The 13,830-nt window shown below is 68.2% G+C and carries 13 protein-coding genes; 8 read left to right on the forward strand and 5 right to left on the reverse strand.

Annotation, left to right across the window (positions count from 1 at the left end; genetic code table 11):
• Window positions 1-2: 2 nt before the first annotated feature.
• Window positions 3-1,280 (forward strand): aconitase/3-isopropylmalate dehydratase large subunit family protein, encoded by a 1,278-nt coding sequence (locus ACZ42Y_RS01170; protein WP_236698087.1) that lies wholly within the window; start codon window positions 3-5, stop codon window positions 1,278-1,280.
• 93 nt (window positions 1,281-1,373) lie between these two features.
• The gene (locus ACZ42Y_RS01175) at window positions 1,374-1,661 is read left to right on the forward strand and encodes a hypothetical protein (protein ID WP_058370174.1); all 288 of its coding nucleotides are present in this window, start codon (window positions 1,374-1,376) and stop codon (window positions 1,659-1,661) included.
• A gap of 82 nt (window positions 1,662-1,743) precedes the next feature.
• On the opposite strand, the gene ACZ42Y_RS01180 is transcribed toward ACZ42Y_RS01175, so the two are convergent.
• Window positions 1,744-2,076, reverse strand: a complete 333-nt coding sequence (locus ACZ42Y_RS01180) for a hypothetical protein (protein WP_058370173.1) — start codon at window positions 2,074-2,076, stop codon at window positions 1,744-1,746.
• A complete protein-coding gene (locus tag ACZ42Y_RS01185; RefSeq protein WP_058370172.1) occupies window positions 2,073-3,536 on the reverse strand; it encodes a class I adenylate-forming enzyme family protein in 1,464 nt (487 codons plus the stop codon). The genes ACZ42Y_RS01180 and ACZ42Y_RS01185 overlap by 4 nt, the downstream gene beginning before the upstream one ends.
• A gap of 159 nt (window positions 3,537-3,695) precedes the next feature.
• On the opposite strand from ACZ42Y_RS01185, the gene ACZ42Y_RS01190 reads away from it, so the two are divergent.
• The 6 genes from ACZ42Y_RS01190 (at window position 3,696) to ACZ42Y_RS01215 (ending at window position 10,893) form a co-directional block, all read left to right on the forward strand.
• A complete protein-coding gene (locus tag ACZ42Y_RS01190) occupies window positions 3,696-4,556 on the forward strand; it encodes an ABC transporter ATP-binding protein (protein WP_236698085.1) in 861 nt (286 codons plus the stop codon).
• 3 nt (window positions 4,557-4,559) lie between these two features.
• Window positions 4,560-6,494, forward strand: a complete 1,935-nt coding sequence (locus ACZ42Y_RS01195; RefSeq protein WP_201783066.1) for an AMP-dependent synthetase/ligase — start codon at window positions 4,560-4,562, stop codon at window positions 6,492-6,494.
• A gap of 92 nt (window positions 6,495-6,586) precedes the next feature.
• Entirely contained in the window at window positions 6,587-7,489 is a 903-nt protein-coding gene (locus ACZ42Y_RS01200) for a branched-chain amino acid ABC transporter permease (RefSeq protein WP_236698184.1), read from the forward strand.
• A gap of 13 nt (window positions 7,490-7,502) precedes the next feature.
• Window positions 7,503-8,510: a branched-chain amino acid ABC transporter permease gene (locus ACZ42Y_RS01205; RefSeq protein ID WP_168371196.1), complete on the forward strand. Its 1,008-nt coding sequence runs from the start codon at window positions 7,503-7,505 to the stop codon at window positions 8,508-8,510.
• A gap of 119 nt (window positions 8,511-8,629) precedes the next feature.
• Window positions 8,630-10,024, forward strand: coding sequence for an ABC transporter substrate-binding protein (locus ACZ42Y_RS01210; protein ID WP_058370169.1), 1,395 nt, complete (start codon window positions 8,630-8,632; stop codon window positions 10,022-10,024).
• A gap of 89 nt (window positions 10,025-10,113) precedes the next feature.
• Window positions 10,114-10,893, forward strand: a complete 780-nt coding sequence (locus tag ACZ42Y_RS01215) for an ABC transporter ATP-binding protein (protein WP_058371321.1) — start codon at window positions 10,114-10,116, stop codon at window positions 10,891-10,893.
• Here the strand turns inward: ACZ42Y_RS01215 and ACZ42Y_RS01220 are convergent.
• The 3 genes from ACZ42Y_RS01220 to ACZ42Y_RS01230 are packed head-to-tail and all read right to left on the reverse strand — an operon-like array spanning window position 10,890 to window position 13,807.
• Complete coding sequence (locus tag ACZ42Y_RS01220; RefSeq protein ID WP_058370168.1) at window positions 10,890-11,177, reverse strand: hypothetical protein; 288 nt, start codon at window positions 11,175-11,177, stop codon at window positions 10,890-10,892. The two genes, ACZ42Y_RS01215 and ACZ42Y_RS01220, sit on opposite strands and share 4 nt — an antisense overlap.
• A 9-nt stretch (window positions 11,178-11,186) precedes the next feature.
• The gene (locus tag ACZ42Y_RS01225) at window positions 11,187-12,407 is read right to left on the reverse strand and encodes a hypothetical protein (protein ID WP_464735533.1); all 1,221 of its coding nucleotides are present in this window, start codon (window positions 12,405-12,407) and stop codon (window positions 11,187-11,189) included.
• Entirely contained in the window at window positions 12,404-13,807 is a 1,404-nt protein-coding gene (locus tag ACZ42Y_RS01230) for a DUF58 domain-containing protein (RefSeq protein ID WP_058370166.1), read from the reverse strand. The genes ACZ42Y_RS01225 and ACZ42Y_RS01230 overlap by 4 nt, the downstream gene beginning before the upstream one ends.
• Window positions 13,808-13,830 lie beyond the last annotated feature (23 nt).

Raw genomic sequence — 13,830 nt, forward strand, 5'->3', positions numbered from 1 at the left:
CGTTGCCGAGCCTCGCCCAGCGCATCATAGAGGCCCACGCGGTGGAGAGGCCCCGGGGCGGCCTGGGGCCCGGCGACATAGTGGTGGTGGAGCCCGACGCCGTGCTGATGAACGACGTGACCGGGCTGCTGGCGCTCAGGGTGCTCAGGGAGACCGGGGCTGAGAAGCTCCTAGACTGTAGGAGGCAGCAGCCGAGGGTAGTGCTTGCCTTCGACCACTACAGCCCCGCCCCGACCGCCGCCGCGGCGACGGGGCATAGTATGCTGAGGGAGCTGGCCAGGAGCAGGGGCTGCCGCCTCTGGGACGTGGGCTACGGGATAATGCACCAGGCGGCGGTGGAGGAGCTCGTTGAGCCGGGCTGGCTTGTGCTCGGCGCCGACAGCCACACGATAACCTACGGGGCTCTCTCCGTGTTCTCCACGGGGATAGGAAGCACCGAGGCGGCCTACGCCGCTGTAACCGGGAGGCTCTGGCTGAGGGTACCCGAGCCCGTCTACATAGAGCTGACCGGCTCCCTGGGGGAGGGGGTTACGGGGAAGGACCTGGCGCTCCGGCTCCTAGGCTTCTTCGGCGGCGACGGCCTCCTCTACCGGAGCGTCGAGTTCCACGGCCCGGGGCTCGCCCGCCTCGGGGTGAGCGACAGGCTCACCGTGTCGAACATGATGGTGGAGGCCGGGGCTAAGACGGCCCTCTTCCCCTTCGACGGGGTGGCGGCTGAGTGGTACCGGGCGACGAGGGGGAGGGAGCCGCCGCCCGGAGCCGGGGAGCTGAGGGTGGAGCCAGGGCCCGGGGAGGAGAGCGTCGAGATCAACCTGGGCGAGACCGTGCCCATGGTCGCTAAGCCCCCGGCGCCCTACAACGTGGCCCCCGTGGAGGAGGTGGAGGGCACCGAGGTGGACCAGGTGTTCATAGGTAGCTGCACCAACGGCCGCCTCGAGGACCTGGAGGCTGCAGCCAGGATACTGAAGGGCCGGAGGGCCAGGGCCAGGCTGATAGTGACGCCGGCGAGCAGGAGGATCTACGACATGGCGCTCCGCAGCGGCCTGCTCCAGGTCCTCCACGAGGCGGGGGCTGTGATCACCCCGCCGGGCTGCGGCGCCTGCTTCGGAGCCCACATGGGGGTTGCAGGCGAGGGCGAAGTGGTGGTATCGACGAGCAACAGGAACTTCCCAGGCCGCATGGGGCCGCCCAGCGCGAGGGTATACCTGGCCAGCCCCTACACGGCGGCCGCGGCGGCTGCGACGGGGAGGATAACTGACCCCCGCGAGCTGCTCCGCTAGCCGCCCCCAGCCCGAGGGCCAAACTCTTATACAGGGTCCCGGGTCCCGGTCACCGATAGGGATCCCCCGGGGACCTAGGAGGCTGTACCCGCCATGCCGCGTGGGTGGTGGAAGGGCTGGCGGCACGGCTGGGGGCGCTGGCCAGGCTGGGCCTGGTGGAGCCCGCCGGCCCCGCCCCTGGAGGCTAAGCCGAAGGCCAGGCCCGAAGAGGCTCTGCCCACGCCGCCTGTCTGGCCCGTGTGGCCCGGCCGGGGGCCGTGGAGCGGCCTGCCGCCCTGGATGAGGCCGGGCTGGGTGCTGGGCAAGGGCTGGTGCCGCTGGCTGGCCTGGCAGGCCTGGCTACGCGCCGTGAGCAGCGGTGAGGGCGGGAAGCGGGCCTAGCGCCACGGTGGCCTAGGCTATCCTCCTCCCGCAAGCCATCTTTTCACTCGCCACTGCCCCCGGGGCTATCCTGGCAGCACCCCTAGTAGTACTGGTCCCCGCCGGGACCCCGGATCCGGTAGAGGATGGGCTGGCGGAGCCCCGCCGCCTCCTCGGCGAGGAGCCTGGCGTTGCAGGTGTAGAACTCCTCGGCCAGCCTGAGCACGTTCTCGAGTGTAGGGCTGCGGCGGACGCGGTGGACCAGGCGGCGCAGCCCCGGGTTGGCCTCCTGGAGCACCCGGGCGAGCCTCTCGAAGAGCCTGCGGCCGTCGCTGTTCAGCTCCTCCCGGTGGAAGTAGCTGGGGTAGCCGCGGAGGAGGGCCTCGAGGAGCAGGCAGGCCTCGGCGGGATAGCCCTGCCTGCAGCAGCGTGTCATGGCTGCTCCTCCCCGGGCAGCTCGCCAGCTATCTCCACGCGGCGCAGCCTCTTGTAGCTAGCCACCCTGCTGTTGACCCAGTCGAGCAGCTCCTCCCTGGTCGCGGATGCGCCGCGGCGGAGCCAGACCCGGGCCACCGGCACCTGGCCGAGGTCGCCGGCGGGCTCGCCCTCGACGACCGCGCGGGCCACGGCGGGGTGCTGCTCGAGCAGTATCTCCAGGTCCCTGGGGAATATCGGGTAGCCCTTGTACTTGAGCATCCTCTTGCGCACCCCGCGGAAGTAGTAGTGGCCCTCCTCGTCCACGGCGAGTATGTCCCCGGTCCGGAGCCAGCCGCCGGGGAGGATAGCGCGCCTCGTCTCCTCCTCGTCCATGTAGCCTTTCATCACCATGGGGCCGCGGGCCAGCAGCTCCCCCTCGCGCTCCGCCCGCCTCGAGGGGTCGCCCGGGTCGGCGAGCCTCGCCTCGACCCCGGGCATCGGCCTGCCTATGCTGCCGGGCGGGTTGTCGCCGGGGAGGGTGGCCGTGAGGGGGGCCGCCTCCGTCATGCCGTAGAGCTGGAGCAGCTCCACCCCGGTGGCGCGGCCCCACTCCTCCTGCGTCTCCCTCGGCAGGGGGGCGCCGGCGCTCACCGCGTAGCGCAGCCCCTCGTGGCCCCGGTAGCCCGCGGAGAGGATTGCCTGGTAGAAGCCGGGGGCCCCGAGCACCATCGTGGCCCTGCTGGAGGCGAGCGCTGAGGCCGCGTGGCCTGGGTCGAGCCTGCCCCTCTTCGTGTAGAGCACCGCTGTGCCGCCGGCGTAGAGGGCGGAGAGCAGGGAGAGCTGGAGGCCGAGGGCGTGGCTTATGGGGGCGGAGGCGAACACCCGGTCGTCCCGGCTCAGGCCGTAGTGGGCCACGAGCGTGTGGGCTGAGGCCGCTATCCCGGAGTGGCTGTGGAGGACCGGCAGCGTCCGCCCCGCTATGCCCGCGTAGAAGTATATGATGGCCGTGTCCCAGGCCCTGGGCCTGGTGTAGCCCTCCCATGGGGCGCCGTGCCCGGCCTCCTCGACCAGCATCTCGGCCGGGAGGCAGCGGGCCCCCAGGCGCTCCGCCACGCCGCAGTGCAGCTCCTCCATCCCCCGGTGGGTTATCATGACGCGCGGGGGTTTCTGCCTCAGCTGCATCTCCAGGTCCATGCTGTGGCTCAGGGGGTCCAGGACCTCGGCGGCCGCGCCGGCGAGCCAGACAGCGTAGAGGGCCACCACAGCCTCTGCCTTGTTTACCGGGGCTATGGCGGCTACGCCGCCCTCGCCGAGCCCGTAGCGCTCGGTGAGGACGCGGGCGGCCCTGGAGGAGAGGGAGAGGAGCCGCTCGTAGGTGAGGCCGGCCCCCTCCGTATCCACCACCGCCTCGCGCTCGCCCTGGCCGCCGGCGTGGCAGAGGAGCACGTCAACCATCGTGCCCGGGTAGCCGCAGGCCACAGCCCGCCACACCTCCCCGGGGCCCTACTGGGGCCGCGGCCACCTTTGTGTACTGTCCAGCCACAACTAGAATGATAAAAAGATGCTTAAAAGGGCGTGTGCAACACGGGGACGCTGGAGCGGCACTACTCCGGCTGGGGTGCGGCGAGATGGTGCGTTTTGTTCTCCGCTGCTAAGGAGCATGGGAGGGTGATGGGCTTCGATTACCGCTCCCTCTGGCAGGAGGGCAGCCTGTACCGGGAGAAGCCCCAGGCTGGCATAGACTACATACTGGAAGTCGAGGACGTGAGGGTAGAGTTCGGCGGCGTAGTGGCTGTCGACGGAGCCGGCTTCAGGCTCCGCCCAGGCGAGATACTCGCGGTTATAGGCCCCAACGGGGCGGGGAAGACCAGTCTCCTCAACGTGGTCTCGGGCTTCTACAAGCCGAGGAAGGGCAGGGTGGTGTTCGAGGGCAGGGACATCACGAGGCTCCCGCCCCACGCGAGGGCCAGGCTGGGGCTCGCCAGGACCTTCCAGCACAGCGAGCTGTTCCGCCACATGACCGTCGTGGAGAACATAATGGCCGGGCTGGAGCCGTGGAGGAGCTACAGCATCATCGACGCCGCCTTCTGGACGCCGAGGGCGCAGCGCTGGGAGGAGTGGGCCAGGGAGAAGGCCGAGAGGGTCATAGACCTCCTCGAGCTCCACGAGTACCGTGACCGGGTTGTGGAGGGGCTCCCGCCGGGCGTGCAGAAGCGCGTCGACCTGGCGAGGGCGCTGGCCCAGGACCCGAAGGTAGTCCTCATGGACGAGCCCATGGCTGGGCTGAGCAGGGAGGAGAAGGAGGACCTGGCACGGGCCATAGTGGAGGTCAACGAGACCAGGGGCATCTCCTTCGTGCTCGTAGAGCACGACCTGGAGGTTGTCATGGACCTCTGCGACCGCGTCGTGGTGATGGACTCCGGCCGCGTTATAGCCGAGGGCCCGCCCTCCAAGGTGGCGAACGATCCCCGCGTGATAGAGGCCTACATAGGTGGCTGAGCCGTGGCGGAGGTGGGTAGGGGGGCGAAACCCTACGAGACGACCTTCCCCTGGCTCCTGGAGGCCAGGGCCAGAGAGTGGCCCGGCAGGGTGGCGTTCCGCTGGAAGCGGTACGGCGTCTGGCGCCGCTTCACCTGGAGCGACTACTACCGGCTCGTCCGCTGGGCGGCCCTGGGGCTCTACAGCCTCGGGATAGGGAGGGGCGAGAAGGCCGCCTTCATAATGGGCAACAGGCCCGCCTGGCCGATCTACGAGGTGGGGGCGCAGAGCATCGGAGCAGCCACCGTCGGGATCTATAAGGATAGCCTGAGCGACGAGGTAGCCTACATCCTCCAGCTTAGCGACGCCAGGGTGGTGCTCGTCGAGGGCCAGGAGCAGCTCGACAGGGTGCTGGAGGTCATAGACAAGACTAAGGTGGAGAAGATAATCGTCGACGAGGCCAAGGGCCTCCACATGTACAGGGACAAGCTGGGAGACCTCATAATCACCTTCGCGGACCTGCTTGGCATGGGGAGGAGGCTGGAGGAGCAGAGCCCGGGGCTCTACGACAAGCTCACCGGTGACCTGGACCCCGAGGATGTGGCCGGCCTGTTCACCACGAGCGGCACCACTGGGAGGCCCAAGCTGGCTATGCTGAGCCACCGGAACCTGCTGGCGATGGCTTACCAGCTGAACCAGCTGGACCCTGTGGAGAGGAGCTGGGAGTACGTCTCCTTCCTGCCGCCGGCCTGGGTCGGGGAGCAGATGATGAGCATAGCGCTCCACTTCATGGCCGGGTTCCGGTTGAATTTCCCGGAGAGCCCGGAGACGCTGTGGAGGGACTTCAGGGAGATAGCACCCCACTTCCTCTTCGCGCCGCCCAGGATATGGGAGAGAATAGCCAAGGACGTAATGGCCAGGATGGAGGACAGTGACCCGGTTAAGAAGGCGTTCTACCGGCTCGCCATGTGGGTGGGCTGGAGGGCGGCCCGGTCGAGGCTCCGCCCCGGCAGGAGGAGGCCCAGCCTCGGCTGGAGGCTGGCCTGGTACCTCGCCTACTGGCTGGCGCTCCGCGGCATACTCGACAAGACCGGGCTGAAGAGGGTGAAGAGAGCCTACACCGGCGGCGCCATGCTGGGCCCCGACTACGTGGAGTACTTCCACGCGCTGGGGGTCAACCTGAAGCAGATCTACGGCCAGACGGAGGTGGCCGGCATAGCAGTGGTCCACCCCGACGACGATGTTAGGCTGGACACTGTCGGGAAGCCCCTGCCGGAGACGGAGATCCGGATAGCCGAGGACGGGGAGATACTGCTACGCAGCCCGGCAGTGATGAAGGGCTACTACCGCAACCCAGAGGCGACCAGGAAGACCCTCGACCCCGACGGCTGGCTCCACACCGGGGACGTGGGGGAGCTGACCCCCGACGGCCACCTGGTGATACACGACCGCGCCAAGGAGATTATAACGCTGAGCGATGGCACAAGGGTGGCGCCGCAGGTGGTGCAGAACAAGCTGAAGTTCAGCCCCTACATAGCCGAGGCTGCCGTGGTCGGCGAGAGGAGGCCCTACCTGGCTGCGCTCCTCAACATAGACTACACCACTGTCTCCAGGTGGGCGGAGAGGAGAGGCATACCCTTCACCAGCTACAGCGACCTGAGCCAGAAGCCGCAGGTGCTCGAGCTGCTGAAGAGGGAGGTGGCCAGGGCTAACTCCAGGCTGCCGGAGCGGCTGCGTGTGAAGAGGTTCGTAAGCCTCTTCAAGGAGTTCCACCCCGACGACGGGGAGATGACGCGGACTAGGAAGCTGAGGCGCAGGGTGATAGAGCAGCGCTACGCCGGCCTAATAGAAGCCATCTACAGGGGCGAGGAGTGGTACGAGCTTACCGTGGAGATGAGGCTGGAGGACGGGAGGAGGGTGAAGGCCACGAGGAGGGTGAGGATACTCACAGCCGAGTAGCCCATCCCCCAGGGTTTCTCGCCCACCAGGGGCCATGCCGCAGCCCTGCCTAGCGGTGACCGGGTCCACGCGGGAGGGTGCATGCCTTGAGCGTGCTGGGGCAGCTCGCATCATATGCGGTGTCGGGCATAGTGATAGGCGTGGTCTACGCGGCGCTGGCGCTAGGCTACAATATAGTCTACCGTGTGAGCAAGTCGATAAACTTCGCCCACCCGGCGCTGGTCCTGCTCACAGCCGTAACCGCCTACCTCGCCGCGGTGAAGGCCGGGCTAGGGCTGGCGGCAGGAGCCCTCGTGGCGGCGGCGGTGGGCTTCGCCGTCGGCGCTGCGGTGGAGAGGCTAGTGGCCAGGCCCCTCCGCGGCAGGCCGCCGGCGGCGCTGATAGCAGCCACGCTCGGCGTCTACTACGTGCTCAAGGGCGTCTCGATGTACCTCGGCGGGGGTAGCGTGCCGCAGGCGAGCCTGCTCAACAGCAGCTTCAGGGTAGCGGCCGGCTCGGTGGTGCTCTCCGCCTCCGACCTGGCAGCCCTCGCCGCGGGGGCTGGCGTGGTCGCGCTGGTGGCCGCTGTACACAGGTTCACCAGGCTAGGGGTTGCAATGAGGGCTGCCTCGGAGGATGCCTACGGGGCCGCCGCCTACGGGATCCCAGTGAAGGCGTTGACCATGCTGAGCTGGGGGCTGGCCGGCGCGGCGGGGGGCCTGGCGGCGGTCGCGGTGGCCCTGGAGGCCAACCTGAGCCCCGTGCTGGAGGTCTACGCGATCAAGGCGCTGGCCGCCAGCCTGCTCGCTGGCCTCGACACCGTGGCCGGGATAATAGTCGGCGGCCTGGCGCTCGGGCTGTCGGAGCAGCTGGTCATGTTCCTCGAGCCCTACCTGCGGGCCGCCGGCCTGGACCTGGTGGGGGTCCACGAGGCCGCAGCGTACCTCATCATGCTGCTCGTGCTCCTGGCCAAGCCTTACGGGATCTTCGGCACTGAGAGGATAGAGCGCGTCTAGAGGGCGGGTGGCCGTGCCTGCCGGAGTGTTCAAGGAGACGTACCGCGGCCTCATGGCCCACCTCCGGTACCCGATCCACGTCTACTCCACAGCCGCGGCGTTGGCGCTGCTGCTGGCCCTGCCGTTCATCGCGGGCAGCTTCATAGTGGACAAGCTGGTGCTCTACATGGCGTTCCTGGTGGCGGCGATAGGGCTCAACATAACCACCGGGCTGGCCGGCCAGATATCCCTGGCGCAGGCCGCGCTGATGGGCGCCGGCGCCTTCACGGCCGCGTGGTTGACGCTCCACGGGGTGAACATCCTCCTAGCGATACCCGCGGGGGCCCTCGTGGCGGCGGCGGTGGGCACGGTGCTGGGCCTGCCGTCCTTCAGGCTGAAGGGCTACTACCTGGCGATGGCCAGCATAGCGGCGCAGGAGCTGCTCTACTACATCTACCAGCGCTGGGTAGCCTCCAACCAGTACATGCCGGTCAACGACTCCGCGAAGACCCTGCTGGGCGTCTACCTGGGCGGCGGGAAGCCCCTCTACTACACAGCGCTCCTCATCACGATAGCGGCGGCGTGGGCGGCGGCCAATATTGGGAGAAGCAGCCTGGGCAGGGCTATGAAGGCCGTACGCGACAACGACATATCGGCGGAGATAATCGGGATAAACGTGGCCAAGACCAAGGCCATCGCCTTCGCCCTCGGGAGCTTCTACGCCGGGCTCGCCGGCGGCCTGCTGGCACTCCAGCTCGTAGCCATAGACTACGGCAACTTCTCGCTGGAGCAGTCAATAAACCTCCTAGCAATGGTGCTGGTGGGCGGCGCCGGCCGGGTAATATGGGGCAGCGTGCTCGGCCTAATAGCGATAATGGCTACGCACAGCATCCTGGAGATGGTGTTCCAGGGCAACCCGGTATACGACTACCTGGTGCTCGGAGCAATCATAGCGTTCTTCGTGGTCGAGGAGCCGGAGGGCCTCATAGCAGTGCTGAGGAGGGTGAAGGAGTACTTCAGGCTATGGCCCTACAGCTACTGACAACCCTACGGTGCCGGGCCCCCAGGGCTCTTTTCCACGCTCTCAATCCGTATAAACAATATGTTGAAAAGATTTAAGTATGGCCGTAAAGGTTCGGAGGTGGGCCGGAGGTGAGCCTGATGTCCAGGAGCGCCGCGATAGCCGTAGGAATAGTAGTGATAATAATAGTGATAGCCGCGGCGGCCGTTCTCATGAAGGGTGGCGGGGGAGCCAAGCCCGCCCCAGCCGCGGCCAGCCCGTCCACCACGGCAGCCCCGGCGACCACGCAGACCACATCCACGACCACCGCGGCAACCACGGCCACAACGGGCACGGCAGCCGCGACCGCTACGGCCGGGAAGACCATGAAGATAAACGTGGGCCTCCTGGTGGACCTAAGCGGCCCCACCAGCGACGTCGGCAAGGACTATGCTAGGGGTGCAGAGCTGGCGTTCAAGTACTTCAACGAGAAGGGGATATACACGAAGGACGGGGTAAGGGTGGTGATAAACTACATCAAGAGGGACTACGGCTATCAGCCGCCCAAGGCCGCTGAGTTCTACAAGGAGTTCCGCGACCGCTACCATGTGATAGCCATAGTGGGCTGGGGCACCGCTGACACCGAGTTCCTCTCCAGCCAGGTGGCCAAGGACCGGATATTCTACGTGTCCGCCAGCTACTCCGCCAAGCTGGTGCCGCAGCCCTACAACTTCTTCCCGGCGCCCGACTACAGCACGCAGGCCTGCGCCGCGGTAGCCTGGATGGCCCAGAGGAAGCCCAATGCAACCCTGGTGCTGCTCTACGACCACAAGGTGGCCTACAGCAAGAGCCCGATACCCGCCATAAAGGCTATGGCCGAGAAGCTGGGCATGAAGGTGTACGATGTGGACCTACCGCTGAAGGCTAGCGAGGCCGACGCCACCAACGCCGTGAAGCAGGCCATGACCTACAACCCCGACTTCCTGTGGTGCGGCAACACTATAGGCAGCTGCAGCCTAGCCGCCCGCGCCATGGCCAAGCTCGGGCTGAACGCTGTGATGGTTGCCAACGTGTGGGGCTTCGACGAGAGGTTCCCGGAGCTCGCGGCCGCCGACATAAGGGGCAAGGCGGCGGGAGTGTCGCCCTGGATATGGCCGGAGTACGCTAAGGACAAGCCCGGCTACCAGGAGCTGTACGAGGCCGTGAAGCTCTACGGCAAGGACCTGGGCATCAGTGAGAAGGACGTCAACCTGAGGATAATGCAGGGCTTCATAAACGTGTGGCTCCTGGTGAAGGCGATAACAATGACCACCTCTAAGGACCTGCAGGAGAAGGGCGGCGAGGCGCTGAAGATGGCGATAGAGTCCAGCTGCAATGGCGAGCCCATAAAGCTTGGCGACATAACGCCGCCGATGAGGTACTGCCCCGGCAGCCACCTGCCCTTCAGAACGGCGTACATAGTGGTCTACGGCGAGGACGGGCAGTTCCACTTCGAGGGCCCGATAGAGGCTAAGGGAGTAGACTGCGTGAAGGCCACCCTTCAGGGCGGAGGCTAGGAGCCGAGCACCCCCGGGCCTCTTTTTCGCCCACCCGTGGGCCGTGCTGCCCACTCACCAGGCCCCTGGGGCGCGTAGCCTTGCCCGCAATGCTGGAGGTCAACAACATAGAGGTGGTGTATCACCCCTACATACTGGTGCTCAAGGGGATAAGCATAGAGGTTCCGGAGAAGAGCATAGTAGCGGTCCTCGGCCCCAACGGGGCCGGGAAGACCACGCTCCTCAAGGCGGTCTCGGGCCTCGTCAAGCTGGACCGTGGCAGGGTGACGAAGGGCTACATCAGCTACATGGGGGAGCGCATAGAGAACCGGGACCCCGAGGACGTGTCCCGCCGCGGCATAATCTACGTGGTTGAGGGCAGGAGGATATTCCGGGAGCTCACTGTCGAGGAGAACATAGAGGCCGTGGCCTACGCGTGGAGGAGCCGCCGGCCCGACCCGGAGCTTGTGTACAAGTACTTCCCGAGGCTCCGGGCGAAGAGAGGGACCAGGGCCGGCTACCTCAGCGGCGGCGAGCAGCAGATGCTGGCCATAGGCCTGGCGCTGCTCGCAAGGCCCAGGCTGCTCCTCCTCGACGAGCCGAGCCTCGGCCTAGCCCCCAAGGTGGTGAGCGAGGTCTACGAGTCAGTTAAGAGGATGCACGAGGAGGAGGGGGTCACCATTCTCCTCGCCGAGCAGAACGCCAGGAAGGCGCTGGAGATAGCGGACTACGGCTACATAATAGAGAATGGGAGGATAGTGCTCGAGGGGCCGGCGGAGAGGCTCCGGGAGGACAAGGACGTGAAGGAGTTCTACCTGGGCGTCAAGGGCGCCGAGGCCGGGGGCTACAGGAGGGCGAAATGGTACCGGAGGAAGAAGCGCTGGGTCTAGCCCCTCTTCCCCTCCTCCTTTCCCCCGGCCTCCGGGCCCCTCCTCTCCCCCAGCCTGGACGCCTTCTCCACTATTATCCAGTCGCGCAGCAGCGTCACAGCCGCCGCCGTGAAGGTGAAGCCTGCGAGCCCCGCCATCAGCCCCGCCGTCACCCTGGGAGGCTCCTCCGCCAGGTAGCCTATGCTGTAGAGGAAGAACCTGTAGCCCAGGTAGGCCATGGCCAGGCCCACGCCGAGGGATACTATTATCCTGGCCAGCTCCTTCACCGCCTGCACGCGCTGCAAGTCCCCGGCTCACCCCCACAGCAGCTCGGAGAGGAGCCTTAGAATGTACTCGGCCCGGTCAAGGTCCCTGCCGAGGAGCCTGTCGAGCTCCCGGGCTGCCGAGGCAAGCATATCCTCCCCGGGCAGCGGCGGAGGCTCCCTGCCCGTGGCTGTGCCGGCTGCAGCGCCCAGGAGCCTCTGGAGCGCCCCGTGGACGCCTGCGCCCTGGTGGATGAGGAGGAGCATGTAGGCCGCGAGGAGGGCTGCGAGCGCCGCGGCGGAGCCTAGGGCGAGCCTTCTCCACTCGATCCTGCCTGTTGCGAGGGCCTCTAGGAGGCGGCGGGCTGCCAGGTAGCCTGGGGTGGAGGCCGCTAGCCCCGGGAGGGTGCGGGCCAGGGCGGCCGCCCACCAGGGGGCGGCCTGGGGGAGCCTGGAGGCGAGCGGCTGGGCCGCGTGCGCGGCCAGGTAGCCTATAGCCGCTGCCGGCGCCGCGCCGGCCGCGGAGAGGCCGTAGCGGAGCATCCTGTGGTACCACTTCCTCATCGCCAGGGTCTCGCGGGCCTCCTGCTCCAGGAGCCTCTCCAGGCTCCGCGACAGCTCCTCCGGGGCGGCGGCGAGCGCGTAGACCATCGGGGCAGCCAGCCTCTCCACAGCGTAGTAGAGGACGTAGACCAGCACCGCGAGCACCGCCGCCCTCACAGCCAGCATGCCGCGGGCGGTGCTCCAGACGCCTGCAAGGGGCTCGGGGAGCCCGGGCCTGGGGCTGAGAAGGTACCGGTAGACGCTGGACGCCAGCAGCCCCCCGTAGACCGAGAGGGGTACGAGCAGCGTGTAGCCCGCCAGCAGCGAGACAGCCGTGGCGGCCACGCAGCGCCTGCCACACTCAAGCCTGCGCGACGCAGCACCCTCAGCCTCCAGGCTGTAGCGGAGGGAGAGCGTGTAGAGGGCGCTGGACGCCAGCAGCGAGACAGCCGGCCCGAGGGGGCCGAGGCCGAGGACGCCGGCGACCCCCACCGCTATGCCTGCGAGCGTGTAGGCCTGCTGAGCCCAGCCAGCCATAACCATGGCCGCGACCAGCACGGGGCCCAGGACGGCCAGCAGCCCGGAGGCCGGCACGCCGAGCCAGGGGGCCTGGGCCAGCGCCGGGGCCAGGCTGCCGGCTATAAGGTGGAACGCCGGGATAACGGCAAGGGCGGCCGCCAGGGCCGCCGCCGTGCGGACAGCTATGTATAGGGCCGCTGCCCTGGTCAAGACACGACTCCCCGCAGCCTCTCCAGCCTATCCAGCAGCGCCGAGACCGGGTCCCTGGGGCCCAGCTCCACCACCTCGACGCCGCCGCCCCGGAGCAGGGAGAGGGCGCTCCTAAGGGCCCTCAGCCTCTCCAGGGAGAGCAGCAGGTAGGCCGAGGCCCTGGAGCCCTCCAGGGCCGTGGACTCGAAGAGGACGGGGGAGAGGTGCACGAGGTAGACCCTAAGCCCCCTCAGGGCCGGGCGGAGCCCGGCCAAGGCCCCCGCGTAGGCCCTTGCAGCGCCGGGGTCCCCGCCCAGGTCGCTCACCAGTATCAGGGCGGCGCCTCCCCTGGGCAGGGCTGAGAGTAGCCCATTGCGGAGCGCTGAGGCCCTGGAGCCCGGGTCCGGCGCCCCCAGCCGCCCCCGGGGCCACGAGAGCCGCTCCGCTATGAAGCGGCGTGCGGTCGCCCCGCTCCCCCGCCCCCTGAGCCACGGGCTCAGGCTGGAGCCGCCGTCGGGGCCCAGGATGTAGAGCCGGTAGGCGTCGCCGCGGCGGGCCAGGTACTCCGCCAGCGTGGCGGCCAGCCTGGCTGCGTGCTCTATCCTTGTCCTGCCGAGCACGCCGGTGAACATAGAGGGCCAGGCGTCGATCACGAGCAGGACTCGGAGCGAGGACTCTTGCTCGAACACCTTGACCACGAGCCTGCCCCGCCTCGCCGAGGCCTTCCAGTCCACGAGCCTTATGTCGTCGTCGGGCGTGTACTCGCGTAGCTCGAGGAACTCGACGCCGAGCCCGCGGCGCCTCAGCCTCTCCACCCCACCCGGCTGGAGCACCGTGGGGAGCAGGGCGCGGCGGAGCAGGGCCTCCAGCACCCTGGGCTGCACCGCCACCTCCGGGAGCCCCTCGTAGACAAGCCTCTCCGCCCTGAAGAAGCCGAGGAAGTCCTCCGCGGCCAGGCGCAGCGGGCCGCCCCACCCGTGCCTGCCCACAACCGGGACGAGGGTGTACTCCACCACGGCCCTGCCCAGGGCCGGGAGGCTGACCACCGCCCTCGGGGGCTCCCTCCAGCGGAAGAGCCGGGGAGGCGAGTCGTAGACCTCCACGTGCTCCAGGGCCACCAGCGACCGGTTCTCGAGCACCAGCCTCACCCTCGAGGGCCTGCCCTCGGCCATCGGCGTCTCCAGCTCCCAGCGCACCCCGAGCCTCTGGAGCGCCGCCGCCTTGGCGAGGAAGAGGCTCCGCTCAGCCAGCACCAGGGCGAGAAGCGCCAGCCCCGCGGCCACCAGGGCCTCCGCGGCGCCGGGCCCCGCGAGGAGCCCCGCGGCCACCAGGGCGGCGGAGAGGAAGAGCGCCGCGTGCCCCCGCGGGGTGAGGGGGGCGGCCTCCGCGGCTATCTTCTCGAGCGGGCTCTCCCCGGGCAAGCTGGACCCCACGGCCTCCAGAG

It is taken from the genome of Pyrodictium brockii, from assembly GCF_055379715.1.